General features: G+C 72.3%; 25 protein-coding genes. 10 read left to right on the top strand and 15 right to left on the bottom strand.

From position 1 onward, the window contains the following. Positions 1 to 123: 123 nt before the first annotated feature. The 5 genes from QPJ90_RS08570 to mvk are packed head-to-tail and all read right to left on the bottom strand — an operon-like array spanning position 124 to position 5,479. Positions 124 to 1,284 carry a hydroxymethylglutaryl-CoA synthase gene (locus QPJ90_RS08570; RefSeq protein ID WP_290134001.1) on the bottom strand — a complete coding sequence of 387 codons (1,161 nt, stop codon included), beginning with the start codon at positions 1,282 to 1,284 and terminating at the stop codon, positions 124 to 126. Then, the gene (locus tag QPJ90_RS08565) at positions 1,281 to 2,345 is read right to left on the bottom strand and encodes a hydroxymethylglutaryl-CoA reductase (RefSeq protein ID WP_290133999.1); all 1,065 of its coding nucleotides are present in this window, start codon (positions 2,343 to 2,345) and stop codon (positions 1,281 to 1,283) included. Before QPJ90_RS08565 ends, QPJ90_RS08570 begins: the two co-directional genes overlap by 4 nt. Continuing rightward, on the bottom strand, positions 2,338 to 3,438 hold the full coding sequence (locus QPJ90_RS08560) for a phosphomevalonate kinase (RefSeq protein WP_290133998.1): 1,101 nt from the start codon (positions 3,436 to 3,438) through the stop codon (positions 2,338 to 2,340). The genes QPJ90_RS08565 and QPJ90_RS08560 overlap by 8 nt, the downstream gene beginning before the upstream one ends. Continuing rightward, positions 3,435 to 4,454, bottom strand: coding sequence for a diphosphomevalonate decarboxylase (gene mvaD, locus QPJ90_RS08555; protein ID WP_290133997.1), 1,020 nt, complete (start codon positions 4,452 to 4,454; stop codon positions 3,435 to 3,437). Before mvaD ends, QPJ90_RS08560 begins: the two co-directional genes overlap by 4 nt. Then, on the bottom strand, positions 4,451 to 5,479 hold the full coding sequence (mvk, locus tag QPJ90_RS08550) for a mevalonate kinase (protein WP_290133996.1): 1,029 nt from the start codon (positions 5,477 to 5,479) through the stop codon (positions 4,451 to 4,453). The genes mvaD and mvk overlap by 4 nt, the downstream gene beginning before the upstream one ends. Positions 5,480 to 5,620: 141 nt before the next feature. On the opposite strand from mvk, the gene QPJ90_RS08545 reads away from it, so the two are divergent. The 4 genes from QPJ90_RS08545 to QPJ90_RS08530 all read left to right on the top strand — a co-directional run bounded on the left by QPJ90_RS08545 (position 5,621) and on the right by QPJ90_RS08530 (position 9,296). Continuing rightward, positions 5,621 to 7,273 carry a DHA2 family efflux MFS transporter permease subunit gene (locus QPJ90_RS08545; protein WP_290133995.1) on the top strand — a complete coding sequence of 551 codons (1,653 nt, stop codon included), beginning with the start codon at positions 5,621 to 5,623 and terminating at the stop codon, positions 7,271 to 7,273. Positions 7,274 to 7,376: 103 nt separating this feature from the next. Then, complete coding sequence (locus QPJ90_RS08540; protein ID WP_290133994.1) at positions 7,377 to 7,850, top strand: MarR family transcriptional regulator; 474 nt, start codon at positions 7,377 to 7,379, stop codon at positions 7,848 to 7,850. A 22-nt stretch (positions 7,851 to 7,872) separates the two neighbouring features. Then, positions 7,873 to 8,295 carry an organic hydroperoxide resistance protein gene (locus QPJ90_RS08535; protein WP_290133993.1) on the top strand — a complete coding sequence of 141 codons (423 nt, stop codon included), beginning with the start codon at positions 7,873 to 7,875 and terminating at the stop codon, positions 8,293 to 8,295. A gap of 26 nt (positions 8,296 to 8,321) precedes the next feature. Beyond that, positions 8,322 to 9,296, top strand: coding sequence for a zinc-binding dehydrogenase (locus tag QPJ90_RS08530; protein WP_290134193.1), 975 nt, complete (start codon positions 8,322 to 8,324; stop codon positions 9,294 to 9,296). A gap of 57 nt (positions 9,297 to 9,353) precedes the next feature. On the opposite strand, the gene QPJ90_RS08525 is transcribed toward QPJ90_RS08530, so the two are convergent. From QPJ90_RS08525 to QPJ90_RS08505, 5 genes are all read right to left on the bottom strand, one after another. Next, on the bottom strand, positions 9,354 to 11,123 hold the full coding sequence (locus QPJ90_RS08525) for a chloride channel protein (protein ID WP_290133992.1): 1,770 nt from the start codon (positions 11,121 to 11,123) through the stop codon (positions 9,354 to 9,356). 68 nt (positions 11,124 to 11,191) lie between these two features. Then, positions 11,192 to 11,641 (bottom strand): MarR family transcriptional regulator, encoded by a 450-nt coding sequence (locus QPJ90_RS08520; protein ID WP_290133991.1) that lies wholly within the window; start codon positions 11,639 to 11,641, stop codon positions 11,192 to 11,194. A 21-nt stretch (positions 11,642 to 11,662) separates the two neighbouring features. Further along, positions 11,663 to 12,367 carry a DUF4396 domain-containing protein gene (locus QPJ90_RS08515; RefSeq protein ID WP_290133990.1) on the bottom strand — a complete coding sequence of 235 codons (705 nt, stop codon included), beginning with the start codon at positions 12,365 to 12,367 and terminating at the stop codon, positions 11,663 to 11,665. Between the two features lie 141 nt (positions 12,368 to 12,508). Then, positions 12,509 to 13,966 carry a sugar porter family MFS transporter gene (locus QPJ90_RS08510; RefSeq protein ID WP_290133989.1) on the bottom strand — a complete coding sequence of 486 codons (1,458 nt, stop codon included), beginning with the start codon at positions 13,964 to 13,966 and terminating at the stop codon, positions 12,509 to 12,511. A 145-nt stretch (positions 13,967 to 14,111) separates the two neighbouring features. Continuing rightward, on the bottom strand, positions 14,112 to 14,609 hold the full coding sequence (locus tag QPJ90_RS08505; RefSeq protein ID WP_290133988.1) for a hypothetical protein: 498 nt from the start codon (positions 14,607 to 14,609) through the stop codon (positions 14,112 to 14,114). A 92-nt stretch (positions 14,610 to 14,701) separates the two neighbouring features. Here QPJ90_RS08505 and QPJ90_RS08500 point away from each other — a divergent pair, with 92 nt between their 5' ends. After that, the gene (locus tag QPJ90_RS08500) at positions 14,702 to 15,616 is read left to right on the top strand and encodes a LysM domain-containing protein (RefSeq protein ID WP_290133987.1); all 915 of its coding nucleotides are present in this window, start codon (positions 14,702 to 14,704) and stop codon (positions 15,614 to 15,616) included. Between the two features lie 155 nt (positions 15,617 to 15,771). Here QPJ90_RS08500 and pgi read toward each other — a convergent pair whose 3' ends face one another. The 5 genes from pgi to QPJ90_RS08475 all read right to left on the bottom strand — a co-directional run bounded on the left by pgi (position 15,772) and on the right by QPJ90_RS08475 (position 21,539). Next, positions 15,772 to 17,478, bottom strand: coding sequence for a glucose-6-phosphate isomerase (gene pgi / locus QPJ90_RS08495; protein ID WP_290133986.1), 1,707 nt, complete (start codon positions 17,476 to 17,478; stop codon positions 15,772 to 15,774). A 198-nt stretch (positions 17,479 to 17,676) separates the two neighbouring features. Further along, complete coding sequence (locus tag QPJ90_RS08490; RefSeq protein ID WP_290133985.1) at positions 17,677 to 18,687, bottom strand: nitronate monooxygenase; 1,011 nt, start codon at positions 18,685 to 18,687, stop codon at positions 17,677 to 17,679. Positions 18,688 to 18,748: 61 nt separating this feature from the next. Next, positions 18,749 to 20,992 (bottom strand): heavy metal translocating P-type ATPase, encoded by a 2,244-nt coding sequence (locus QPJ90_RS08485; protein WP_290133984.1) that lies wholly within the window; start codon positions 20,990 to 20,992, stop codon positions 18,749 to 18,751. Beyond that, positions 20,989 to 21,207, bottom strand: a complete 219-nt coding sequence (locus tag QPJ90_RS08480; protein ID WP_290133983.1) for a heavy-metal-associated domain-containing protein — start codon at positions 21,205 to 21,207, stop codon at positions 20,989 to 20,991. Before QPJ90_RS08480 ends, QPJ90_RS08485 begins: the two co-directional genes overlap by 4 nt. A gap of 29 nt (positions 21,208 to 21,236) precedes the next feature. Then, entirely contained in the window at positions 21,237 to 21,539 is a 303-nt protein-coding gene (locus tag QPJ90_RS08475) for a metal-sensitive transcriptional regulator (protein ID WP_175328007.1), read from the bottom strand. Between the two features lie 159 nt (positions 21,540 to 21,698). Here QPJ90_RS08475 and QPJ90_RS08470 point away from each other — a divergent pair, with 159 nt between their 5' ends. From QPJ90_RS08470 to QPJ90_RS08450, 5 genes are all read left to right on the top strand, one after another. After that, positions 21,699 to 22,856 carry a helix-turn-helix domain-containing protein gene (locus QPJ90_RS08470; protein ID WP_290133982.1) on the top strand — a complete coding sequence of 386 codons (1,158 nt, stop codon included), beginning with the start codon at positions 21,699 to 21,701 and terminating at the stop codon, positions 22,854 to 22,856. A gap of 187 nt (positions 22,857 to 23,043) precedes the next feature. Further along, positions 23,044 to 23,493, top strand: coding sequence for an Asp23/Gls24 family envelope stress response protein (locus QPJ90_RS08465; protein WP_290133981.1), 450 nt, complete (start codon positions 23,044 to 23,046; stop codon positions 23,491 to 23,493). Continuing rightward, positions 23,486 to 23,677 (top strand): DUF2273 domain-containing protein, encoded by a 192-nt coding sequence (locus tag QPJ90_RS08460; RefSeq protein WP_022902999.1) that lies wholly within the window; start codon positions 23,486 to 23,488, stop codon positions 23,675 to 23,677. The genes QPJ90_RS08465 and QPJ90_RS08460 overlap by 8 nt, the downstream gene beginning before the upstream one ends. Then, positions 23,674 to 23,988 (top strand): hypothetical protein, encoded by a 315-nt coding sequence (locus QPJ90_RS08455; protein ID WP_290133980.1) that lies wholly within the window; start codon positions 23,674 to 23,676, stop codon positions 23,986 to 23,988. Before QPJ90_RS08460 ends, QPJ90_RS08455 begins: the two co-directional genes overlap by 4 nt. A gap of 9 nt (positions 23,989 to 23,997) precedes the next feature. Next, entirely contained in the window at positions 23,998 to 24,573 is a 576-nt protein-coding gene (locus QPJ90_RS08450; RefSeq protein WP_290133979.1) for a DUF6286 domain-containing protein, read from the top strand. Positions 24,574 to 24,638 lie beyond the last annotated feature (65 nt).

Raw genomic sequence — 24,638 nt, 5'->3', positions numbered from 1 at the left:
GCCCGTGGCGGCGCCGCCACGGGCCTCCCGGCCGTCACCGGATCGCGCCGGGTGCGGGGCGCCGCGAGAGCGACAGATCCGGCTGGCAGGACGGCCGCACCCTGTCGCTTTCGCGTAAGCGCGTCAGTCCTGCGTCGTCGCCTCGTAGCGGCGGGCACCGCCACGGACCCCGGCGAACCGGTACGGCCCGCTCGTGACCCGCGGCCGCTCGGTGTCCTCACTCGTCGCGGCACCCGCGGCGTGGAGCTCCCGGTACGCGTCGACCGTCAGCGGGACGCGGGCGTCGAGCATCGACCGGACGCGGCCCTCCCGGCGGTGCGAGCGGTACCCGGGCCGGACGATGCCGGTCAGGAGTTCGCCGACGCTGCCCGAGCCGTAGCTGAACATCGCGATCCGCTGCCCGTCGAGGTCGTCGTCGAGGTCGAGCAGCGCCGCGAGGGCGATCCAGATCGACGCCGTGTACGTGTTGCCGGTCTGCTTGTTGTACGTGAAGCCGATCGCGAGCTCGGCGTCGTCGAACGGCTGCCCGACGTGCTGCGCGAGCTTCCGGTGCGCCTTGATCGCCATCTTCGTGAACGGCTGGTGGTGCACCCAGCGCGTGATGTCCTCGTAGCCGGGTCCACCCTGCGCCACGAGGTCGTCCCAGGCCCCGACGAACGCGTCGACGTAGGCGGTGACCGACAGGCGACCGTCGACGAGCGCGGTGGAGCGGTCGTTCGGCCGCCAGAAGTCGTCGACGTCGGCGGTGAAGACACCCGCAGCCGGTTCGATCTCGATGAGGTCGGGGTCGGCGGTGACGAGCACCGCCGCGGCACCGGCACCCTGGGTGGGCTCGGCCGCCGTGTCGACGTCGTACCGTGCGACGTCGGCGGCGATGACGAGCACCCGCTCGTGCGGCGCCCGCGCGACGATCCCGAGGGCGAGCTGCACGGCGGCCGTCCCGCCGTAGCAGGCCTGCTTCAGCTCGACGACCCGGACGGACTGCGGCAGCCCGAGGAGGCCGTGCACGAACACGCCGGCGGCCTTCGACTGGTCGACGCCGGACTCGGTGGCGAACAGCACGGTCCGGATGCCCTCGACGCCGTGGCGGTCGATGATCTCCTTCGCCGCCGCCGCTCCCATCGTCACGATGTCCTCGTCCGGCGCGGGCACGCTGAAGGCGTCCTGCCCGATGCCGACGTGGTACTTCGCCGGGTCGACGCCGAGCCGCTCGGCGAGGTCGTCGAGCTCCAGCACGTGGTGGCCGGTCGCGATCGCGATGTCGTGGATGCCGATGGCGGTCATGCTGCACCTCCTGCTGCCGCGCCGCGTCGTTCCATCGCGACGTGCGCTGCCATGAGTTCTCCCGGGTTCGTCTGCGCCGCGAGGAGCGACAGCTCCCCGCACAGCACGGTCGCCGCGCACAGGGCGGCCAGGCGGCGGGCGTTCTCCCCGGGTGCGCGCTCCTCGCGGCAGCCGAGCCGCACGAGGGCGTCCTCGACGACGGGCAGGTCTCCGCCCTTGCCGTTGCCGACCGTGCCGACGATGAGGTGCGGCAGCGAGGTCGCGAAGTACAGGTCGTCGCCGCGGACCTCCGCGGACGTGATGCCCTGGGACCCCTCGACGATGTTCGCCGCGTCCTGGCCGGTGGCGAGGTAGAACCCGAGGAGCATGTTGGCGTAGTGGGCGTTCGCGGAGCGCAGGGCGCCGGCGATCGTGGAGCCCACGAGGTTCTTCGCGACGTTCAACTCGGCGATCCGCTCGGGGGTGGAGCGCAGACGCTTCGCGACGACCTCCCCCGGGATGACGATCTCGGCGATGGTGTTGCGGCCGCGACCACGGATGCCGTTCACCGCGGTGGCCTTCTTGTCGGTGCAGAAGTTGCCCGAGATGCTGACGTACCGCAGGCCCGGCTCCCACGACAGGATCGCGGGCAGCAGCTTGTCGGCCGCCTGCGTGACCATGTTGTGGCCCGAGGCGTCCCCCGTGGTGAACGCGAAGCGGAGGAACAGCAGGTCGCCGACGATCTCGGGGTGCACCTCGATGAGCTTCGCGAACCGGCTCTGCCCCGTCACGAGTGCCTCGAGCTCGTCCTGCCGCGCGAGGATGCGACCGGCCGCGACGTGGGCCGCAGCCGCGCTGTCGGCACGCACGACGACGGACCGCGTCATGCGTTCGTCGACGACGGTCGCGACGATGCCGCCCTCGACTAAGCGCGAGATGCGCGCCCCGCGGCCGACGGACGGCCACAGCGGCGACTCGTAGGTGGCGAGCGGGACCTCGTGCTCACCCTCGACCGCGTTCCCGGAGACGCGGATCGGCCCGACCCACTTGGTCGGGATCGGGGTGGTGGTCGGGTCAGTCATCGAGGTCTCCTTCGGGCGCCTGCACCGCGACGCTGAGGTGCCTGATGTCGTGCGCCTCCCAGGCGCGGTGGATGGCGGTGAGGTCGGTGTCCGCCGGGACGAGCGCGATGCCGCAGTCGCCGCCGCCGGCTCCGGACGGTTTCGCCGCCCCGCCGGCCTGCTCGACGACGTCACACAGGGTGGCGAGCCGTTCGGTCTCGATCTGCGACCCGACGGACGCGCCGAGGCGCTGGAGCAGGACGCGGGCGCGTCGGAGCGCGTCGAGCGTCCGCTCGGCGTCGCCGGACTGGAGGCCCGTGGTCAGGTCGTCGACGCAGGCCCGGCTCTCGTCGAGGAACGCCTGGTACCCGCCGTCGCGGTGCTCGCGCACGACGCTGACGAGCTTCATGGTCGACGCGGGCGAACCGGTCCAGCCGACGAGGAGGCGGAGGTCGGTCGGCGCCGGCAGACGCTGCACGTCGAAGCCGGTCCAGGCGTCGGCGTCGTCGAGGATGCCCGAGACGCTGCCGTCGCCGCGGTCGGGAGCGGGCTGCAGCATCGCGGCGAGCAGTTCGCGGTCCGGGGCACTGTAGCGGAGCCACCCACCGAAGGTGCTCGCGGCGAGGTCACCGCCGGAGGCCCGGGGGTTCACCCGGATCGTCGCCAGCAGCGCCACGCGGAACCGGTCGCGCTGCGTCAGACCGAGGCCGTAGAAACGGTCGAGGGCACCCACGGTCGCGACGGTGACCGCGGCGGACGAACCGAGCCCGAACTTCCGGCCGCTCGCGTCGTCGAGCTGGCTCTGGATCCGGAGGTCGTGGAACCGCGGCGCGATCCCCCGCTCGGCGCGGAGCTTCTCGACGAGGTCGATCGTCGCCATCACGTAGTCGTACGGGTGGTGCTCCCGGTCGAGCGCGAGGCCGTCCTCGGCACGGGTCCACGTCAGCGGCAGGTGGCCGTACTCTTCCGAGTGCACGCTGCCGGACCCGTGGCCCTCGCTGACCCGGGCGGTGATGGCGCGGTCGAGCGCGATGAGCACGGACGGCTGCCCGGGCTCGACGACGGCGTACTCCCCGGCGACGAACAGCTTGCCGTGGGCGCGGAACTCGATCACTCGGCGGACTCCTCCGGTCGGACGACGGCCGGGGCGGGTGCCTCTCCGGTCGTCGCGGTTCCTTCGGAGCGGACGAGGTGCGCGCCTGGTCCGGTGCCGGACTCGATGACGTCCCCGTGCCCGGCGAGGGCGGTGGCGACGGCGGACCGGTCCCGTGGTGTGGTGAGCACGACCACGTTCGGGCCCGCGTCGGCGGTGGCGTACGCCTGCAGTCCGGCGGCGCGGAGCTCGGCGACCGCGTCGAACACGGCGACGCTCCGAGCGGTCAGGTAGCGGATCGGGGGGAAGGCTCCCTCGATCGTGGCGTGCATGCGGAGGGCGTTGCTCTCGGTGAGCTCGCCGATGCGGGGGAAGTCCCCGGCGGCGCAGGCCGCGAGCACCTCGGTGACGGTCTCCGTCGTCGAGGTCACCCAGGCCGGGTAGAACGGCGACGTCGCGATGGTGCGGCGCATGGCCTCGCGGGAGCCGATCGGCTTCGGACCGGCGTCGATCGTCACCACGACCATGGCCATCGGCGGGGCGGGGACGGTCTCGGCGTACGAACCCTGGTCGTCACCGGCGTGCCAGACCGCGACGCCTCCCGGGATCGACCGCGTGGCCGACCCGGAACCCCGGCGGGCGAGCCGGGACAGGTCACGCTCGGACAGGTCCAGCCCGTACGCGGCAGCGGCGGCGGTCGCGAGGGCGGCGAACCCCGAAGCGCTCGACGCGAGGCCGGCACCGGTCGGGACGGTGTTCTCGCTGACGACCGAGGCGTGCTCGGTCGACCCGGCGAGCGTGCGCACGAGGTCGAGGAACTGCGTGACCCGCACCAGCGCACCGTCGGTCGTGACGGCGCCGTTCAGCGTCAGGGTGTCGTCCGCCGTCCCGCCGACCGTGACCGTGGTGGTCGTCGGGAACACGTCGAGCCCCATCGAGACGCTGCCGGTCGCCGGCAGCGCGAGGGTCGCGTCCGCCTTGCCCCAGTACTTGACGAGGGCGATGTTGGGGTGCGCCACGGCCGTTGCGGTGGTCATGCGCGGTCTCCGATCGTGGTGGTCCAGGTGGCTGCGGCACCTGCGCCGCGCAGGGCTGCCGCGATGCGGTCAGCGTGGTCGTCGTCGGTGGCGAGGGCGAGGACGCAGCCCCCGCGGCCGCCGCCCGTGAGCTTCGCGCCGAGGGCACCGGCCCCACGTGCCGCGGTGACGAGCCGGTCGAGGTCGGTGCTCGAGACGTCGAGGTCGGCGAGCAGCCCGTGCGCGGCGTCCATGCTCGCACCGAGCGCCTGGGCGTCCCCGCGCTCCAGGGCGGTCCGGGCAGCGCGGGCGAGCTCGCCGATCGCATCGACCGTCGCTCGGACCGCGACCGGGTCGCGCTCGAGACGGTCCCGGACGGACGCGACCGCTTCGCGCGTGTGTCCGGGGACGCCGGTGTCCGCGACGACGAAGGTGCACCGGGCACCGAGGGCGACGGGTTCGACACGACCGCCCTCGAACCAGACGGGGGCGTCCGCGACGACCCCGCGCGCGTCGAGTCCGGACGGGCGCCCGTGGGCGATGCGCTCGCACTCCTGGATCAGCTCGTGGTGGGCGTCGGCGTCGAGGGTCTCACCGAGGGCGTCGGCCACGGCGGCGGTGACGGCGGCGGCGACCGCGGCACTCGACCCCATCCCCCGGGCGGTCGGGACATCGCTGTCGACGCGGACGTGGAACCGGCGGTCGGTCACGCCGAAGTGGCGCAGCGTCGCGGTCACCGCGGTGACGGTCGGCAGGACGGCCGCGGGCGCGGTGTCGAGGGGGCCGGTGTGCACCGCGGACTCCAGCAGGTGGCCGGTCGCGGGGTCCGTGTCGGGGCCGCGGTCGACGCGCGCGGGGTCGGGCTCGACCGGGGTGACCGTCGCGACCACGACCGCGTCGAGGACCGGCAACACGAGTGCGGGTGCGCCGTGGACCACGGCGTGCTCCCCGATGAGGATCGTCTTGCCGTGGGAGGCGGCGCGTCCCGTGCGGCGGGTGTCGCCGGCGGCGGGGGCCGCGGTGTGGTCGAGGTGGTTGCTGGTCATCGTGGGTCACGTCAGCCTAACCGTCCGTGCCCATGCGCGTGCTCGACGCCGGCCGTACCCCGTCGGTGAGCGACCTCCACGCGGGCGTGGCAGGCGGCGTACGGTGATCATCAGCATGCTGACGATCCCAGGAGGCACCGCATGAGCACCCCACACCCCCGCGCCGTCGAGGACCCGGCCGCGATCGACCGCCGGCGCTGGGCCGGCCTCGTCGTGATCAGCATCGCCGTGTCGCTGATCATCGTGGACTCGACCATCGTCAACGTCGCGATCCCGAGCATCGTCCGCGACCTGGACATCGGCTCGACCGCGGTGCAGTGGGTGCAGGAGAGCTACACCCTGGTGTTCGCGGCGCTGCTGCTCGTGTTCGGCTCGCTCGCCGACCGCCTCGGGCGACGGCTCCTCATGGTGACCGGCGTCGCGGTGTTCGCGGCGGCGTCGGTGCTCGCCGCGCTGGCACCGAGCGGGGAGCTGCTCGTGCTCGCCCGCATCGTCCAGGGCGTCGGAGGCGCGATGGTCCTCCCGACGACGCTGTCGCTCGTCAACGCGAACTTCACCGGCCGCGAGCGCGGCATCGCGTTCGCCGTCTGGGGGTCGACGATCGGTGGCATGGTCGCCGTCGGGCCGCTGCTCGGCGGGTGGCTCACGACCGCGTTCTCGTGGCGCTGGGCGTTCGGCATCAACATCCCGCTCGGCGTCGCGATCGTCGTCTGCGCGTTCCTCTTCGTCCGCGAGTCCCGCGACGCCGTGCACGCCGGCCGGATCGACGTCGTCGGGGCGGTGCTCAGCGTGCTCACGAGCGCGTCGCTCGTGTTCGGACTCATCGAGGGGCGGACCTACGGGTGGTGGACGAACGCCGAGCGGCTCCGGATCGGCGACTGGTCGTGGCCCGGCCCGCTCTCCCCCATCCCGTACGCGTTCGGCCTCACCGTGGTCGCCGGCGTGCTGTTCGTGCTCTGGACGCTGCGACGGCAGCGGAGCGGCCGCTCGACACTCATCGCCCTCGACCTGTTCGGCATCGCGTCGTTCCGCGGCGGCTCGATCGCGGCGCTCATCGTGTCGCTCGGCGAGTTCGGCATCATCCTGTCGCTCCCGCTGTGGCTGCAGAACGTGCTCGGCTACTCGGCACTCCAGACCGGGTTCGTGCTGCTCGCCCTCGCCGTCGGGTCCTTCGTGGCGAGCGGGTTCGCCGCCACGGCCGGACAGCGCATCGGCGCCCTCCGGATCGTCCGGCTCGGCATCGGCGCGGAGATCGTCGGCGTCGCCGCGGTCGGGTTCGTCGTGTCGTCGTCGACCCCGTGGTGGGCGATCGTGCCGTGCCTGTTCGTGTACGGCTTCGGCGTCGGCCTCGCCACCGCGCAGCTCACCGGCGTCGTGCTCCAGGACGTCCCGGTCGAGCGGAGCGGTGAGGCCTCCGGCGCACAGAGCACGGCGCGGCAGATCGGGTCCGCGCTCGGCATCGCGGTGCTCGGCACCGTCCTCTTCACCTCGACGAACACGCTGCTCGAACACCGACTGGAGGACGCCGGTACACCGTCCGCGACCGCCTCACAGGTGGCCGACGCGGTCGTGACGTCCTCCGGCGGGGCGATCGCCGGACTCCGCGAGCAGGACCCGTCGGCCGCGGACGCCGCAGCGGAGGCCTTCAGCGACGGAACCCGCGCGGCGGCGTGGTCCGCTGCGGGCTTCCTCGTGCTCGGTCTCGCCGCGACGCTGCGCTTGCGGAGTCGCCCCGAGGACGCGGACGTGACCGCGCCGGACGACGCATCCGCGACCGCCGTCGCGACCGACTGACGGACGGGAGGCGCGGGTCGGCCCCGCCCCGCGCCTCCCGTCTGTCACTGTGCGCCCGTCCAAACCAGTTGTGCGCAACTGAGTTGCGTGCAACACTGTCGTCATGCCCGTGACCGACGAGATGGTGTGCTTCTCCCTCTACGCCGCCTCCCGCGCGACGACCCAGGCGTACCGCACGATGCTCGAGCCCTGGGGCCTGACGTACCCGCAGTACCTCGTGCTGGTCACCCTCTGGATCGAGGGCGACCAGACCGTCTCGTCCCTCGGCGACCACCTGCAGCTCGACTCCGGCACCCTGTCGCCGCTCCTGCGCCGCATGGAGCAGGCCGACCTCGTCCGCCGCGAGCGACGGAGCACCGACGAGCGCGTCGTCACCGTCACGCTCGGTGACCGCGGGCGCACGATCCGTCCCGAACTCGCGCACGTCCCCGCCCGCATCGCACAGGGCATGGGGCTGCCGGACGAGCAGGCCGCGCTCGAGCTCATCGGCACGCTCCAGCGCCTCACCGCCACCATGCACGCCGCAGCCGAGCCCCGGGCCGACGAGCCCTCCGGCGCGGCGCTGCAGCAGCACTGACCCCCACGAAGGAAGGAACCACATGGAAGCCCTCTACACCGCCGAGGCCCTCTCCACCGGTGCCGGCCGCGACGGCCGTGTCGCGACCAGCGACGGCTCGTTCGCGCTCGACCTCGCGATCCCGAAGGAGATGGGCGGCTCGGGCAACGGGACGAACCCGGAGCAGCTGTTCGCCGCCGGGTACGCCGCCTGCTTCCACTCCGCACTCCAGGGTGTCGCGCGTGCGCAGAAGGTGAAGATCACGGACTCGTCCGTCGGCGGCCGCGTGCAGATCGGCCCGAACGGCGACGGTGGCTACCAGCTCGCCGTGCTGCTCGAGGTCGTGCTGCCCGGACTCGAGCACGACCAGGCCCAGGCCCTCGCGGACGCCGCGCACCAGGTGTGCCCGTACTCGAACGCCACCCGCGGCAACATCGACGTCACCATCACCGTCTCGGAGGACTGACCATGACCGACACCACCCCCACCGCCATGCGCGCCGTCGTCCACCACGAGTTCGGCGAGCCCGCCGACGTGCTGACCGCCGAGGAGCGCCCGGTCCCCACCCCGGGCGCCGGCGAGGTCCTCGTCCGCACCGTCCTCTCCCCGATCCACAACCACGACCTGTGGACCATCCGCGGCACGTACGGCTTCAAGCCCGAGCTCCCCGCGGCCTCCGGCACCGAGGCGCTCGGCGTCGTCGAGGCGCTCGGCGAGGGCGTCACGAACCTGTCGGTCGGCCAGCGCGTCGCCGGTGGCACCTTCGGCGTCTGGGCCGAGTACTACGTCGCGAACGCCGCGGGTCTCGTGCCGGTGCCGGACGCGATGACCGACGAGGACGCCGCGCAGCTCGTCTCGATGCCGTTCAGCGCCATCAGCCTGCTCCACTCGCTCGACCTGCACGAGGGCGACTGGCTCATCCAGAACGCCGCGAACGGTGCGGTCGGCCGCATGGTCGCGCAGCTCGGCAAGGCCCGCGGCATCAACGTCATCGGGCTCGTCCGTCGCGCCGCCGGTGTCGAGGAGCTCCGCGAGCAGGGCATCGACCGCATCGTCGCCACGGACGCGGACGACTGGCAGGACCAGGTCCGCGCGATCACCGGCGGCGCCCCGATCATCGCGGGCGTCGAGTCCGTCGGCGGCAAGGCCGCCGGTGACATCGCCTCGGTGATGGGCGAGAACGGCACCCTCGTCGTGTTCGGCGCGATGGCCTCCCCCACCCTCGAGATCCCGTCGGGCAAGGTCATCTTCGGCCAGCTCACGGTCAAGGGCTTCTGGGGCGCGGTCGTCAGCAAGACCATGGACGCGCCGCTCAAGCAGCAGCTCTTCGGCGAGCTCATCTCGCGCGTGCTCGACGGTTCGCTGACCCTCCCGGTCTCGGAGGTCTTCCCGTTCGAGGAGGCCCGCGCCGCGGCGCGCGCCAGCGACACCGCCGGCCGCGTCGGCAAGGTGCTCCTGCGCCCGTAGCGCACGCAGCAGACGGACTGGAGGCGCGGTGCCAGCTGGTACCGCGCCTCCAGTCCGTCAGGCGGCGGGGACCAGAGCCCGCAGCGCGTCTGCCCGACCGAGCCACCCGACCGGGCGGCCGTCCCCGTCGACCGCCGGCAGGCCGGCGGTGTCCGACGCCTCGATCACGTCCTGCACGACCCCGTCGAGCTCGACGTCGTCGTGGACCGCCGTCACGTCGGACGCGACGTCGAGCACCGGACGGTCCGCGAAGTCCACGTCGGTGAGCACCGATTCGCCGGCCGACCGCGCGGACACGACGCCCGCGAAGCGTCCCTCGGCGTCCACCACGACGACCGGTGCCCCACCGCCGGTCTCGACGGCCACGAGCGCCTCGGCTGCGGTCGCGGTCAACGGTACCAGCGCGCCGAGCGGCCGCGCGGCACCACCGACCGTCGCCCCCGAGGACCGGCGGACCGGGACCGCCGAGTCGGTCAGGTCCACGCCGCGGCGACTGAGCTTGAGCGTGTACACGGTGTCGCGCGACAGGACCTTCGACACCGCCGTCGCGATGACGACCGCGACGACGACCGGCAGGACGAGCGCGTAGTCGCCGGTCAACTCGAAGAGCATGATGCCCGCCGTGATCGGTGCGCGGGTCGACCCGGCGAACACCGCTCCCATCCCGACGACCGCGAACGCCCCGATCTGCCCGTGCAGGGCCGGCTCGACCACCGCCGCGGCCTCGCCGAAGGCCGCACCGACCATGGCCCCGATGAACAGCGACGGCGCGAACACCCCGCCGGAACCGCCGATCCCGAGCGTCAACGAGGTGGCGAGCACCTTCCCGACCACGAGCACGGCGAGGAACCCGAGCGCGTACTGCCCGGCGACCCCGTGCTCGAGGACCGGGTACCCGACGCCGTACATCTGGGGCAGCGCGAGCAGGAGCAGGCCGAGGAGCAGGCCGCCGACGACGGGCCGCAGCCACTCCGGACCGCGGCTCGCCCGCCACAGGAGGTCGCAGGCGTCCTCGACGAGGTAGAGCACCCGGGTGAAGCCGATGCCCACCGCTCCCGCGACGAGCCCGAGCAGCGCGAAGAGCAGGTACTCCGGTGGGGTGACCCCGCCGATGGCCGGCAGGTGCAGGAACGCCGAGTCGCCGAAGACCGAACGCCCGACGAGCGCCGCTGTCACACTCGCGATCGCCACCGCGCCGAACGACGTCGGGGTGAAGTCGCGGAGGAGGAGCTCGAGCGCGAAGAAGACCCCGGCCACGGGAGCGTTGAACGTGGCGGAGATTCCGCCGGCCGCACCGCACGCGACGAGGGTCTTCAGCCGGACCTCGGGCATCCGCATCCACCGGCCGATCGTCGAACCGAGTGCCGAGCCGATCTGGATGATCGGACCCTCCCTGCCGACGGAGCCGCCTGCCCCGATGCAGATCGCGCTCGCGAGGGCCTTCACGACGGCGACGCTGCCGCGGATCCGACCGCCGTTCCGGTCGACCGCGAACATGACCTCGGGCACGCCGTGCCCCCGCGCCTCACGCGCGAACCGGTGGATGAGCGGCCCGTAGAGCAGCCCGCCGACCGCGGGGGCGAGCACCACGAAGCCGGCGCCGAGCCACGGGACCCACGGGTTCGCGGGGTGCCCGCTGGTCGCGGAGTAGTCGGCGTGCCCGCTGAAGACCCACGTGGCGTGCTCGATGAGCCAGCGGAAGACGACGGCGGCGAGCCCGGCGCCGGCACCGACGACGAGGGCGGGCAGGCCGAGTCGGACGGCGGCGCCGCCGAAGCGGGTACCAGCGGCGTGCAGGTGGGAGCGGGCGGGAGCGGATGTCGACACGGTCCTCCAGAGTTGTACGAGCACAATGATTGTACGCGTGCAACTACAGGGAGGCGAGCACTGCTGGGTCAGCCCCCGAAGGCCGAGACCTCCTCCGGCAGCGGCTCGTCCATCGCCGTCCGCAGCGCCCGCATCCCGGCGACCACCGCGGGCCGCTCCGCCTCGGGCACCCGCTCCAGTACCTCCGCCAGCTCACGGCTCCGTCGCGCGCTGACCTCGTCGACGAGCGCCCGACCGCGGTCCGTCGCGGCCACGAGCACCTCACGCCGGTTCGCAGCACCCGGCCGGCGCTCGACCCAACCTCCGGCCACGAGGCGGTCGACGTTGCGCGTCAGCGTGGAGGGTTCGACCGCCAGACGCTCGGCGAGGTCGCCGGCACGGGTCGGCCCCAGCGTGGTGACGAGCACGATCAGCCGGAACTGCGGGACGGTGACGTGCTCGAGGGCGGGCGTCAGCGAACGCGCGACGATGCCGAGCAGCCCTCGGGACGCCGCGAGCACCTCGTCGATCTCAGCCATGCCCACCATCCTCGCAGCCCGTCACATGGCCTCCTTGATCCCGCGACGCACCAGCCAGGCGTTCACCGGGTAGGCGCACACGAACCCGGCGACCATGGCGAGCTGCATCGCCACCCAGAACTCCGGCGAGAAGACACTCGCCCGTCCGCCGAAGAGCGCGGGGAACACGACGAGCTGCCACACGGCCATGAGCCCGTACATCCCGATCTGCCACGCGACGATGCTCAGCGTGTCGGCCTTGAGCGCGGCGACGAGCCCGGCACGGACGCCGAGGCCGCGCATCGGGGCGATGGCGAAGTACTGGAAGCCGATGCCGAGCAGGTAGGCGAGGACGAAGTCCACGACCCACCCTGCGACCATGCGGTCCTGGTAGAGCGAACCCAGCCCGATGACGGCACCGATCGCCGGGAACCAGGCGAGCCCGAACTCGCCCACCAGGTCGCCGAGTGCACACCCTGCGCCGCAGTGGCTCGTGTCGATCGCCGTCCCGGCCCACCGGCCGTGGTCCGGCGCGGTCGCCCTCCCGCGTCGGAGGTAGAACACGAGCCAGACGACGCTGCCGAACAACATCGTCAGCGGCCAGACGAGCGCCATCACCCGCATCCGCGGCGGGTGCCGGACGACGTCGACGGCGACGAACGCCGTGCAACCGACCGCGACGACCAGGAGCACCGCGCAGAGCGCGGTGAGCGGGGACGGGAAGGCATGGGTCCCGAGCTCGACCACGGCCACCACCTCGACTTGTACGCGTACAACGACAGGTCGAGCCTACGGTCGGGTCACCACGCGGCTCTCAGCCGGGTGACTGACGGACGGGAGGCCCGTGGCGGATCCGCCAAGGGCCTCCCGTCCGTCAGTCGTGCGCGGTCAGGCGCGCGCCTTCTTCTTGTCGACCACGAAGATGTTGCCGGTGGTGACGCCCTCCTCGACCTCCTCCAGGGTGCGGCCGCGGCTCTCCGGTACGAACTTCCAGATGAAGAGCAGGGCGAGGACGCCGACGACGGCGAAGCCGAAGAACGTCCCGGTGATGCCGGTCGCCGCCACGATCGTCGGGAAGTACAGCCCGAGGAACGCGTTCGCGATCCAGAGGCAGAACACCGCGATGCCCATGCCGAGTGCGCGGATCTGCGTCGGGAAGATCTCGGACAGGACGACCCACACTGCGATGTTGAGGAAGGTCTGCATCGATCCGACGAAGGCGACGACGAGGAACAGGATCACCCACGGGCGCGCCGGGTTGCCCGTCACGAGCAGCATCGAGGCGATGCCGATGAGGAAGTGGCACACGGTGGTCAGCGAGAACCCGATGATGAGCGTGGTCCGACGGTTGATGCGCTCCATGTTCGCGAGGGCGATCACCCCACCGATCACGGCGATGACACCGGGAGCGATGTTGGCGATGAGCGCTGCCTGCGCCTCGAAACCGGACTCGATGAGGACCGTCTGGCCGTAGTACATGATCGAGTTGATGCCGGTGAGCTGCTGGGCGACGCCGAGCCCCGCGCCGATGAGCACGATGCGGATGAGCCACTTGTTGCCGAGCAGCGTGCGCCACCCGCTCTGCCGCTGGACCTTCGCCTCGAACTCGTTCGTCCGCTTGATGTCCTCGAGCTCCGCCGTCGCGCGCTCCTTCGAGCGGATCTGCCCGAGCACCTCGAGCGCCTCGTCGTTGCGCCCCTTCGACGCGAGCCACCGCGGCGACTCGGGCACCCGCAGCATGCCGACGAACAGCGCGATCGCGGGGAGGGCACAGACGGCGAGCATGACGCGCCAGACGCCACCGCCCTCACCCCAGAGGCTGCCGATGATCGCGTTCACGACGAACGCGGCGAGCTGGCCGATCACGATCATGAGCTCGTTGCGGCCGGACAGCGAACCACGGATCTCGTAGGGCGCGAGTTCCGCGAGGAACACTGGGACGACGGTCGAGGCGCCGCCCACCGCGAGTCCGAGCAGCACACGGCCGACGACGATCACACCGAAGGACGGGGAGAAGACGCAGATGAGTGTGCCGACGAAGAACGCGACGGCGAGCAGGATGATCGTCTTCCGGCGCCCCCACCCGTCGGCGACCCGACCGCCGAGCATGGCGCCGATCGCCGCGCCGAACAGCAGGGAGCTCGTGACGACGCCCTCGGTGAGGTTCGTCAGGCCGAGCTCGGCCTTCATCGGGTTCAGGGCACCGTTGATGACACCGGTGTCGTACCCGAAGAGCAGGCCGCCGAAGGTGGCGACGAGCGCCAGCACGCCGAGGCGACGGCGGTGCGGCCCCGTGCCGACGGGGGGCAGTGCGACAGCCGGTGCTGTCGGCTTGATGTCGACCATTCGGTGACTCCTTCGTCCGTGATCGCGCTTCATCGCGTGGAGCGATCGTAACCCGAATCCATGTCCTGTCAATCAGTCATTCTGTCGTCAGACCGTTTGGATCGGTCCACGAAAGCCCTGGTCAGCGTCGGAGCGGTCCAAACCGTCAGTGCTCGTCCGGTTCCCGCCGCGGGGACTCGTCACGGAGGACGTCCCCCAGTGAGGCCATGCCCGCGCCGTGGTCCGTGTACCGACGCACCGTCCGGCGCGCCGCAGCACTCGCGGCTCCGGCGAGCTTCGGGTCGCGCCGAGCGGCGTCGGCGACACGGCCGGCGTGCCCTGCGGTGGACAGCAGCACGTTCGCGAGGGCTCGGGCACCACCCTGCTCGGGGACACCGGCGATCGACCACGCGGAGCGGACCTGGTCGTCGGGGCTGACACCGCGACGGGTACCCATCCGGTGCCAGTCCGACAGCACCCCCTCGGTGCGGTCGGCGGCGCGGGCGGATTCGTCGGACCGTCGACGAGCGGCATCGTCGGCCAGGGCATCGCGCGCCGCGACCGACTCGGCTCGCGCTCGGGCCGCAGCGTCGTCCCCGCCGGACTCGGCGATGCGGGCGGCGTGGGCGGCTGCTGCTGCGGCGAGGATCTCGGAACGGTCCATGCCGACGACGCTAACGCCTGCGGCCGACAGCGAGCGACCGGTTCGCGTGCACGGTCTCCCCCCGGTTAGCATCGCACGGGAGGGGGAACACGATGAGGACTGCACCGAGGACGGTCGCCACGCTGGGGTTCGTGACGATCGGCATCGTCACGTTGGGCGGGTGCGCGCTGCTCCGCGGCACGGAGTCCGTTCCGGGACCGACACGCACCTCGCCCTCCGCGAGCGTCTCCGCGAGCCCGACCCCGACGCCGGACGAGTCGTCGGCCGAGGCCCTGCTCGAGGCGTCGGCACATCCGCGGACACCGACCCCCGAGCCGTCGGAAGCGGCGGCTCCCGCGCCGACCCTGAGCCGGATCGCCGCCGGCACGGTCGTGGCGGAGGGGAACGTCGCGTCACCGCTCGGCAGCGTCCACTTCCACTTCCGCATGGTCTCCGACGGGGACGACACGTTCTCGGCGCAGTACTCCGGCTTCACGTCGACGCTGCCCGTCCCGGTGTCGGTCTCCCTGTTCGAGAAGCCGCGGTCGGTCGGCGACGGTCTCACCTACCGCGGCGTCGGCGACCACCAACTCGGCGGCGCGACCGCGGCACCCGGATCCTCGGCGACGGTGCCGCTCGACGGGTCGGGCGTCGACCCGTCCGGGCTCACGACCCTCGTGACGTACTCGTCCGCCGGGCCGGACGCCGCGGTCCCGGTCGAGCTCGGCCCCGGCAAGGTCCTCGCCGTGACGACGGTTCGCTGGTCGGTGCCCGCACGGACGACGAACGTGCGACCCGTCGACGGTGGTTCACGGTCGAACGCTGCCGGGAAGGTCACTGCGACGACGCCGAGTGGCGCGCCGAGGTCCTACGTCGTGGCGCCGGACGACCTCATCGGTGACGTCGCGGCGCGGTTCGGCATCAGCGTGCGCGCGCTCGTGTGGTTGAACGAGGGCGTGCAGGTGTTCGGCGACGACCAGTACCTCTACGAGGGAACGACGCTCAACCTCGACCCACTGGCGCGCTGACGCGCTCGCGCGCGCCGTACGTGCGTGCGTGCGTGCGTGCAGACGGGAGGCCCGTGGCGGATCCGCCCCTCGCTCGCAGGCTCGCTCGGCGCACCCCGCACGACGCTTCGCGTCGCCGCCGAGCGGGGTGCGCCCGTCTGCTGTCCGGTCGCGTGCTACTTCCGCAGCTCCAGGTACTTCGCGATGAGCGCCTTGGTCGAGGAGTCCTGCGCGTCGAGCGCGTCGCGGTCGCCTTCCACGGCCGGGGTGACCTGCAGCGCCAGCTGCTTGCCGAGCTCCACGCCCCACTGGTCGAACGAGTCGATGCCCCAGATGGTGCCCTCGGTGAACACGATGTGCTCGTACAGCGCGATGAGCTGCCCGAGGACGCTCGGGGTGAGTTCCGGCGCGAGGATCGACGCGGTCGGCTTGTTGCCCGGGAACGTGCGCGCGGCGACGATCCCCTCGTCCGTGGTGCCCTCGGCGCGGACCTCGTCGGCGGTCTTGCCGAACGCGAGCGCCTTGGTCTGCGCGAAGAAGTTCGCGAGGAACAGGGTGTGCACGTCGGTGCCCGGCTGGACGCCCTTGCCGTCGCCGGTCTCGTCCGTGAAGGGACGCGGCGGGTTCGCGATCGTGATGAAGTCTGCCGGGACGAGGTTCGTGCCCTGGTGGATGAGCTGGTAGAACGCGTGCTGGCCGTTCGTGCCGGGCTCGCCCCAGAAGACCTCACCGGTGGAGGTCGTCACCGGGCTGCCGTCCCAGCGGACGCGCTTGCCGTTCGACTCCATGGTGAGCTGCTGCAGGTAGGCCGGGAAGCGGTGCAGGTACTGCGTGTACGGCAGCACCGCGTGGCTCTGGGCACCGAGGAAGTTCGAGTACCAGACGTTGAGCAGCCCCATCAGGACGGGGACGTTCTGCTCGAGCGGGGTCGTGCGGACGTGCTCGTCGATCGCGTGGAACCCGGCGAGGAACTGCTCCCAGTTCTCCTTGCCGATCGCGACGACCACGGCGGTGCCGATCGCGGAGTCGACCGAGTAGCGGCCGCCCACCCAGTCCCAGAAGCCGAAGGCGTTCTCCGGGTCGATGCCGAACGCGGCGACCTTGTCGAGGGCGGTCGAGACGGCGACGAAATGCTTCGCGACCGCGTTCGCCTTGTCCTCGTCGGAGCCGTCGGTGAGCCCGAGACGCTCCCAGAGCCACTGGCGTGCGAGCCGGGCGTTCGTCAGGGTCTCGAGCGTGCCGAAGGTCTTCGACGCGACGATGAAGAGCGTCGTCTCGGGGTCGAGGTCGGCGGTCTTCTCGTAGATGTCGGCCGGGTCGATGTTCGAGACGAAGCGGGCCTCGAGCCCCTGCTGCACGTACGGCTTGAGGGCCTCGTAGACCATGACCGGCCCGAGGTCGGAGCCGCCGATCCCGATGTTGACGACGGTCTCGATCCGCTTGCCGGTCACGCCGGTCCAGGCGCCGGAGCGGATCTGCTCGGCGAACGCGTAGACCTTGTCGAGCGTCGCGTGCACGTCGGCGTCGACGTCCTGCCCGTCGACGACGAGCGCCGGGGAGGCTCCGGCCGGGCGACGGAGCGCCGTGTGAAGGACGGCGCGGTCCTCGGTGACGTTGATGTGCTCACCGGCGAGCATCGCGCGGAAGCGCTCGGCGACGCCGGTGTCCTCGGCGACCTGCAGCAGGTCGGCGAGGATCTCCTCGGTCACGAGGCCCTTGGACAGGTCGACGGTGAGGTCGGCGGCCTGGAACGTGTACTTCGCAGCACGCTCGGGGTCGCTGTCGAACCACCCACGCAGGTCCGGGGTGAAGCCGTCGGCGATGGCGGCGAGCTTCTTCCAGCCGTCGGTCGATGTGGGGTCGACGGGAGCGGATTCGGTCACGAGGGGTCCTCCTGGATCACGTGGGAACACAGTCCGCCGGTCACCGCAGCACTGCGTCGCGGACCACGTTCGAGCGTAGTGCCGTCGCGGTGCGCCCGCGCACAGTCCGCGTTCGCTGTGGACGGACCCTCGCCGGGCCCCGCCGGTGCAGGACAGGTGCCGGATCCGGACCACCTCGGCGCCCGCAGCGTGCCCGGGTCAGGCGAGCAGCGCCTCCAGGGCGTCGGCGACCGGACCGTCGGACGCGGCCCGCCAGGCACGACCCGCCCACAGGTGCAGGCGGTGCGGATCGCCGCTCGCGGCGGCGTCGGTCCGGAGCGGCCGCGTGAGGTGGTGCAGCGCCGGGTAGCCGAGCGGCGCGTCCGGGTGCGCGCGGGTGAAGGCGTTCGCGAGGGCCCGGGCCGGACGACCCGTGAAGGCCCGCGTGAGCACCGTGCGGTCGAAGGCCGCGTCCGCGAGCGCTGCGCGGTGGGTCGACGACGTCCCCGCCTCGTCGGTCCGCAGCACGGCGGTGCCCACGGCGACCGCCGAGGCTCCGGCCGCGAGCTGCTCGCCGACGTCCTCCGCCCCGCCGATGCCGCCGGCCGCGACGACCGGCAGCGGCGTCGCCGCCACCACGGACCGGACCAGCTCCACGAGCGGCACCGCCCGCACGGGCACCCGCGGATCGAGCACGGCGGAGTGCCCACCGGCGGCCTCCCCCTGGACGAGCAGGACGTCGACGCCGCGCTCCGCTGCCGCGACCGCCTCGACGGGGTCCGTCACCGACTGCACCGTGACGACGCCGCGACGCCGGAACGCCCGCACGACCGACCTGTCGGGCAGGCCGAACGTGAACGAGACGACCGGGACGGGGTCGTCGAGGAGCGCCGCGACCTTGTCCGCCCAGGCGTCGTCGTCCTCGTGGTGGGGCGGCAGCGTCCGGCCGGCCTCGTGCTCGAGCTCGGCGCGGTAGGCCTCGTACGCCTCCGGGTCGATCGGGACCGGGTTCGGGACGAACAGGTTCACCCCGAAGGCCTCGACGCCGGCTGCTCGGACCGCCGCGACCTGCGAGGTCATGGCGTCGACCGTCTGGTACCCGGCGGCGAGCTGCGCGAGGTGCCCGGCGCTGGCTGCGGCGACCACGAGGCCGGGCGCGCTCGGGCCGCCGGCCATCGGTGCGACGTGGACGGGCGCTGCGGTACCGAGGACTCCGGGCAGGGAACGCATGTGCCCATCCTGCCGCGGCAGCCGGCGAGCGTCGGGCCGTCGAGGATCAGGCCGTCGAGCATCAGGCCGTCGGTCGGAACCGCCGCAGTCGCAGGCTGTTGGTGACGACGAACACCGACGAGAAGGCCATCGCCGCCCCTGCGAGCACCGGGTTCAGGAGTCCCGCCATCGCGAGCGGGATCGCCGCCACGTTGTACGCGAAGGCCCAGAACAGGTTCCCCTTGATCGTGCGCAGGGTCGAGCGGGACAACCGGACGGCGTCCGCCACGACCGTCAGCCGGCCGCTCACCACGGTGATGTCGCTCGCGGCGATCGCCGCGTCCGTCCCGGCACCCATCGCGATGCCGAGGTCGGCCGCCGCGAGCGCTGCCGCGTCGTTCACGCCGTCGCCGACCATCGCGACGACCCGGCCCTGGGCCTGCATCCGCCGCACGGTGTCGAGCTTCGACGCGGGGGTCGCCCGGGCGTGCACCTCGTCGATGCCCACGGCGTCGGCCACCACCCGTGCGGCACCGCCGTTGTCACCCGTGAGGAGCACCGGGTGCAGGCCGAGCGCGCGGAAGCGCTCGACCGCGATCGCCGACTCGTCCTTCACGGTGTCCCCGACCACGACCACGCCGAGGACTGCGCCGTTCCGCGCGACCACGACGGCGGTGGCTCCGTCGGCCTCCGCACGAGCGACCGCGTCCACCGTGTCCGACGGGACGTCGACCGCCCACGCGTCGCGCACCCATTCCAGGCCGCCGACGAACACGGCGTCGCCGTCGACGACGGCCTGGACACCGGCACCCGGGGTCGCGACGAAGTCAACGGCGCGGACGACCTCGACACCGCGGTCCCGTGCGGCAGCGACCACTGCCCGGGCAACGGGGTGCTCGGAGCCGTCCTCGACGGCGGCGGCCAGGGCGAGCAGGTCGACGTCGCGGAGTCGGGGTCGGGGTCCAGCGCCGTTCGCGGGCACGACGACCCGCACGGTCATCGCACCCGTCGTCACCGTCCCGGTCTTGTCGAGCACGATCGTGTCGACCGTCCGGGTGCGCTCGAGCACCTCCGGACCGCCGATCAGGATGCCGAGCTGCGATCCCCGTCCGGTCCCGACGAGCAGGGCCGTGGGTGTCGCGAGTCCGAGCGCGCACGGGCAGGCGATGATGAGCGTCGCCACCGCAGCCGTGAACGCGGCCGTGACGGAGCCACCGAGGACGAGCCAGCCGACGAACGCGAGCAGTGCGAGTCCGATGACCACGGGCACGAACACCCCGGACACCCGGTCGGCCAGCCGCTGCACGTCGGCCTTGCCGGTCTGGGCCTCCTCGACGAGCCGTCCGATGCGGGCGAGCTCCGTCTCGGCACCGACCGCGGTGATCGTCACCTCGAGCCGGCCGCCGACGTTCACGGTCGCCCCGGTGACGTGGTCGCCGGTCCGGACCTCGACCGGGACCGCCTCGCCGGTGAGCATGCTGAGGTCGACCGCCGACGACCCCGCCCGGACGACGCCGTCGCTCGGGATGCGCTCGCCCGGCCGGACGACCACCACGTCACCGACGACGAGGGACGACACCGGCACGCGCGACTCGTCCCCACCGCGGAGCACGGACGCGTCCTTCGCTCCGAGCTCGAGCAGCGCCCGCAGCGCCGCCCCGGACTCCCGCTTCGCGCGGGCCTCCATGTACCGCCCGGCGAGCACGAAGACCGTCACGGCGGACGCGACCTCGAGGTAGAGCTCGGTCCCCTCCGGATCGGCGGCGAACCACGAGAACGCCATGTGCATGCCGGGCACCCCGGCGTCGCCGAGGAACAGCGCGTAGAGCGACCACAGGAAGGCCGCGGCGACGCCGACGCTGACGAGGGTGTCCATCGTCGCGGCACCGTGCCGCGCGTTCACCCACGCGGCACGGTGGAACGGCAGGGCGCCCCAGACGGCCACGGGCGCGGCGAGGGCGAGCGCCGCCCACTGCCAGTTCGGGAACTGCAGGACCGGCACCATCGAGAGCACGACGACCGGGAGCGCGAGCACCGCCGACACCACGAGCCGGCGACGGAGCAGCGTGGTCTCGTCGTCCGGGCGAAGTGTGTCCGTGGATGCCGCAGGCGGAGTCGGCACCGTCGCCCCGTACCCCGCCGACGCGACGGTGGCGATGAGCCGGTCGACGTCGACGTCGGCGGCGTCCTCGACACGCACCTGCGCCTTCTCGGTCGCGTAGTTCACCGTGGCCGTGACCCCGGGGAGCTTGCCGAGCTTCCGCTCGATGCGGTTCGCGCACGAGGCGCAGGTCATGCCCGTGATGTCGAGCTCGACGTCGCTCACGACCGCACGACCTCGTACCCCGCTTCCGCGACTGCGCTGCAGAGGACGTCGTCGTCGACGGGCGCGTCCGAGGTGACCGTGACGGTCGACGAGCCGCCGGGCACGAGGTCGACCTCGACGCCCTGGACGCCGTCGACCTCGGACAGTTCCTCGGTGACGCTCATCACGCAGTGCTCGCAGGTCATGCCGGTGACGAGCAGGGTCTCGGTGGTCATGCTGGTTCCCTCCATCGGGTTCGGTCGGTTCAGGAGCGCACGAGGCGGGCGATCGCGTCGCTCGCCTCGCGCACCTTCTGGTCGGCGGCGTCGCCGCCCTCGGCGACGGCCTCGGCGACGCAGTGCTTGAGGTGGTCCTCGAGCAGCGAGAGTGCCACCCGTTCGAGCGCACGGTTCGCCGCGGAGATCTGGGTGAGGACGTCGATGCAGTACGTCTCGTCCTCGACCATGCGCGCGATGCCGCGCACCTGGCCCTCGGCGCGGCGGAGCCGCTTGAGCAGGTCGTCCTTGTCGCCGATGTACCCGACGTGCGCGTGCGTGTCCTCGTGCATGGTTCCTCCGTCCACGACAACAGGGTACCCCCCTGGGGTATTCCGGGTCACCCGGTCGCCGGGCACGACACCCGGACGGGAGGCACGGGTCGGCTCCCACGGATCGAGTCACGCCCGTCGGGGGGCCGGTTGTCCACCCCGATCGTGTAAGCAGTCCCCATGAGCACCGCGTCGTCCAACGGGTTCCGGAAAGCGCGGTACACGCACGATGACGGCACGGACTACGGCACGATCTTCACGTCCGAGTACGCCGGGCGGCAGTTCGCGAGCGAGACCTACGCGACGCCGGACACCCGCTACGAGTACACGGTCGTCGGTGACGACGACCTCACCCTCCGCTCGATGCGGGCCCTCGGTGGCCGCCGTGGCGGGGTGATCGGGCCGCGGACCGACCACGTGGTGTTCTGGCTGACCGAGGGCGAGCTCGAGATGCACTTCCCGGACCGGACGCGGGTCGTCCGACCGGGAACGCCGTACATCGCGTCCGCGTCCGAGGCGTACCGCTTCGAGTCGTCCGGCACGATCTACCACGGCATCCACGTCGCTGACTCGTTCCTCCGGGAGGTCGGACGGCAGCTCGGCTTCCGGCTGCCCGAAGGCCCGCTGCTCTTCGAGCAGCAGGACGAGGCGATCGCACGACGTGAGCCACTCCGTCGGCTGCTCCGCGAACTGCAGTGCTCCCTCCTGGACGAGCGCGTGACCGGGCCCATGCGGACGGCCCTCAACCGCCGGCTGGCGACCGTGGTGCTCGACACGTTCCCGATCCGGAACCGCGGGGACGACGTGCCGGTGGCGAACCGGCTGCGGGACGCCGTGCGCTTCATCGAGGAGCACGGCGCCGAACGTCCGTCCGTCGCCCGCATCGCGGCGTCCTGCGGGCTGAGCGAACGCGGCCTCCAGGAGGTGTTCGCCCGCACGATGGGCACGAGTCCACGCCGGTTCCTCCGCGACCACCGACTCGACCGGGTCCGGGACGAGCTGCTCCAGGGCGATGACCAGACCGTCTCGGCCGTGTCCGCCCGCTGGGGCTTCACCAACCCGGGGCGGTTCGCACGCGACTACCGGGAGCGCTTCGGCGAGGACCCTGCGGCGACGCTCCGTGACCGGTCGAACGCGCGACTCCGGCTCGCGGTCGCGTTCATCGAGCAGCACGTCGACGACCGCCTGACGGTGTCCCGGATCGCCGAGGCCGCCGGTGTCCGACCGCGTCGACTCCAGCAGCTGTTCCAGGCCGAACACGGAACGACGCCGAGCGCTTACGTCGCCGCGGTCCGGCGACGGAAGGCTCCGGAGCCGGCCGCAGTCCGGACGCACTGAGGCAGCCGCTTCCCGCGTCCCGGTCATCCGCGTCAGTCGCCGGGGTACAGGAACCAGTGCGCTCCGCGACCCTTCCTGGGAGTCCACTGATTCCTCTCAGACCGCCGTGACGACGGTCGGTGGTGCCCCGTCTCATCCGTGAACAGCAACCGCTGGGAACGCCCGGCGGGACACGGAAGGAGCAACCATGGCTGACACCACGACCACCTCGACCACCACCACGCCGCGCACCGCCGCAGCGGGCTCGTCCAGCGCCTCGGGCAAGACCGTCATCGACGACACCGTCGTCGCGAAGGTCGCCGGCATCGCCGCCCGCGAGGTCAACGGCGTCCACTCGCTCGGCACCGGTGCGGCCCGCGCGATCGGTGCGATCCGCGACGCGATCGGCCAGCGCGACTTCGGCCAGGGCGTCAAGGTCGAGGTCGGCGAGAAGCAGGTCGCCGCTGACGTCGTGATCGTCGCCGAGTACCCGGTCGCCCTCCAGCAGGTCGCCGACGGCGTCCGCTCCGGTGTGGCACGGGCCCTCGAGCAGATCGTCGGCATGGAGGTCGCCGAGGTCAACGTGACCGTCCAGGACGTCTACATCCCGGGCGACGACGACAACGACGACGAGAAGAAGGAGTCCCGCGTTGAGTAACACACTCGTCGGCGCACTGATCGGCGCCATCCTCGCCGTCGTCGCACTCCAGTTCGGATTCTGGGGCTTCGTGCTCGTGATCGTGTTCGGTGCGATCGGGGCCCTCGTGGCCGCGATCAGCTCGGGCAAGATCGACCGCGGTGCCCTGACCGACGTGCTGACCGGACGTCGGAGCTCCCGGTGACCGCCGGCCCGGGCGTGCCCGGCCGCGTCGAGGTCACCGCCCGGGCTCTGAACTCGCTCGCGCGGGCCGTCGCAGCCGAACGGCTCGGCGCCCCCGCCAAGCGGGTCCGGGTCGGACTCGGCGACGCGGCCGGGGCCCTGACGATCGACGTCGAGAGCCCCGTCCGCGCGCAGGACGACCTCGTCACCGCCACCGGCCGCGCTGCCGGTGACATCCGCGACCGCGTGGCGGCCCTCACCGGCCGACGCGTCGGCTCCACCCACATCGAACTCACCGGCATCGTGCGCGAGCACGACGGCCGTGTCCGCTAGGAGGTCGTCATGAGCAACGGTTCGGTCGAACGACGGATCCGTCGCCGGAGCGTGCACCCGTCCCGTTCCACCGCGGTGTCGGTCGCGCTCGTGGTGCTCGTCCTCGTGGCGGCGTGGATCGGCACCGAGTCGGTCCTCAAGGCCGTCGGTGCGGCGCCGCTGTTGGCGGACCCGCAGACGGTCGTCGACGCCGCGCTCAAGCCCGACGCCGCGTTCGTGACGATCGTCGAGGTCGTCGCGGTCGTCCTCGTGGTCCTGGGCGTCGTGCTGATCGTCCTGGCCCTCAAGCCCGGCCGGCAGCACCGGTCAGCGGTCGAGCACGACCGGGGCGCAGTGGTCATCGACACCCGCATCCTCGCGTCCACGGCAGCGAACGCCGCCGGACTCGCCGCCGGCGTCCCCGAGGACAACACCTCTGCGACCGCCCGCGGCCGGAGCACCGAGGTCCGCGTCGTGCCCGTCACCGGTGTCCCGGTCGACGAGGCCTCGGTCCGGTCCGCGGTCGAGGAACGGCTCGGTCGTCTCGATGAGCGGTTCGGCAAGCGTGTGAAGGTCCGTGTGGAGGAGAAGGGAACGTTGGCATGACCAAGAGCAACCGCACCCTGAACCGCATCATCCTGCTGGTCCTCGGCCTGGCCGCCGTCCTCGTC

This window comes from Curtobacterium sp. 458, assembly GCF_030406605.1.
Classification (GTDB): Bacteria; Actinomycetota; Actinomycetes; order Actinomycetales; family Microbacteriaceae; genus Curtobacterium.
Note: the sequence above shows the minus strand (reverse complement) of the source record. Positions and strands in the feature narration are given on the sequence as shown.

What these genes read in the sequence shown, in the direction of transcription:
- QPJ90_RS08570 (WP_290134001.1), bottom strand. Translation starts at nt 1,284, where the DNA reads ATGACCGCCATCGGCATCCACGACATCGCGATCGCGACCGGCCACCAC.
- QPJ90_RS08545 (WP_290133995.1), top strand. Translation starts at nt 5,621, where the DNA reads ATGAGCACCCCACACCCCCGCGCCGTCGAGGACCCGGCCGCGATCGAC.
- QPJ90_RS08450 (WP_290133979.1), top strand. Translation starts at nt 23,998, where the DNA reads ATGAGCAACGGTTCGGTCGAACGACGGATCCGTCGCCGGAGCGTGCAC.
- QPJ90_RS08535 (WP_290133993.1), top strand. Translation starts at nt 7,873, where the DNA reads ATGGAAGCCCTCTACACCGCCGAGGCCCTCTCCACCGGTGCCGGCCGC.
- QPJ90_RS08540 (WP_290133994.1), top strand. Translation starts at nt 7,377, where the DNA reads ATGCCCGTGACCGACGAGATGGTGTGCTTCTCCCTCTACGCCGCCTCC.
- QPJ90_RS08510 (WP_290133989.1), bottom strand. Translation starts at nt 13,966, where the DNA reads ATGGTCGACATCAAGCCGACAGCACCGGCTGTCGCACTGCCCCCCGTC.
- QPJ90_RS08500 (WP_290133987.1), top strand. Translation starts at nt 14,702, where the DNA reads ATGAGGACTGCACCGAGGACGGTCGCCACGCTGGGGTTCGTGACGATC.
- QPJ90_RS08475 (WP_175328007.1), bottom strand. Translation starts at nt 21,539, where the DNA reads ATGCACGAGGACACGCACGCGCACGTCGGGTACATCGGCGACAAGGAC.
- QPJ90_RS08490 (WP_290133985.1), bottom strand. Translation starts at nt 18,687, where the DNA reads ATGCGTTCCCTGCCCGGAGTCCTCGGTACCGCAGCGCCCGTCCACGTC.
- QPJ90_RS08480 (WP_290133983.1), bottom strand. Translation starts at nt 21,207, where the DNA reads ATGACCACCGAGACCCTGCTCGTCACCGGCATGACCTGCGAGCACTGC.
- QPJ90_RS08565 (WP_290133999.1), bottom strand. Translation starts at nt 2,345, where the DNA reads ATGACTGACCCGACCACCACCCCGATCCCGACCAAGTGGGTCGGGCCG.
- QPJ90_RS08505 (WP_290133988.1), bottom strand. Translation starts at nt 14,609, where the DNA reads ATGGACCGTTCCGAGATCCTCGCCGCAGCAGCAGCCGCCCACGCCGCC.
- QPJ90_RS08530 (WP_290134193.1), top strand. Translation starts at nt 8,322, where the DNA reads ATGCGCGCCGTCGTCCACCACGAGTTCGGCGAGCCCGCCGACGTGCTG.
- QPJ90_RS08470 (WP_290133982.1), top strand. Translation starts at nt 21,699, where the DNA reads ATGAGCACCGCGTCGTCCAACGGGTTCCGGAAAGCGCGGTACACGCAC.
- QPJ90_RS08465 (WP_290133981.1), top strand. Translation starts at nt 23,044, where the DNA reads ATGGCTGACACCACGACCACCTCGACCACCACCACGCCGCGCACCGCC.
- mvaD (WP_290133997.1), bottom strand. Translation starts at nt 4,454, where the DNA reads ATGACCACCGCAACGGCCGTGGCGCACCCCAACATCGCCCTCGTCAAG.
- QPJ90_RS08520 (WP_290133991.1), bottom strand. Translation starts at nt 11,641, where the DNA reads ATGGCTGAGATCGACGAGGTGCTCGCGGCGTCCCGAGGGCTGCTCGGC.
- mvk (WP_290133996.1), bottom strand. Translation starts at nt 5,479, where the DNA reads ATGACCAGCAACCACCTCGACCACACCGCGGCCCCCGCCGCCGGCGAC.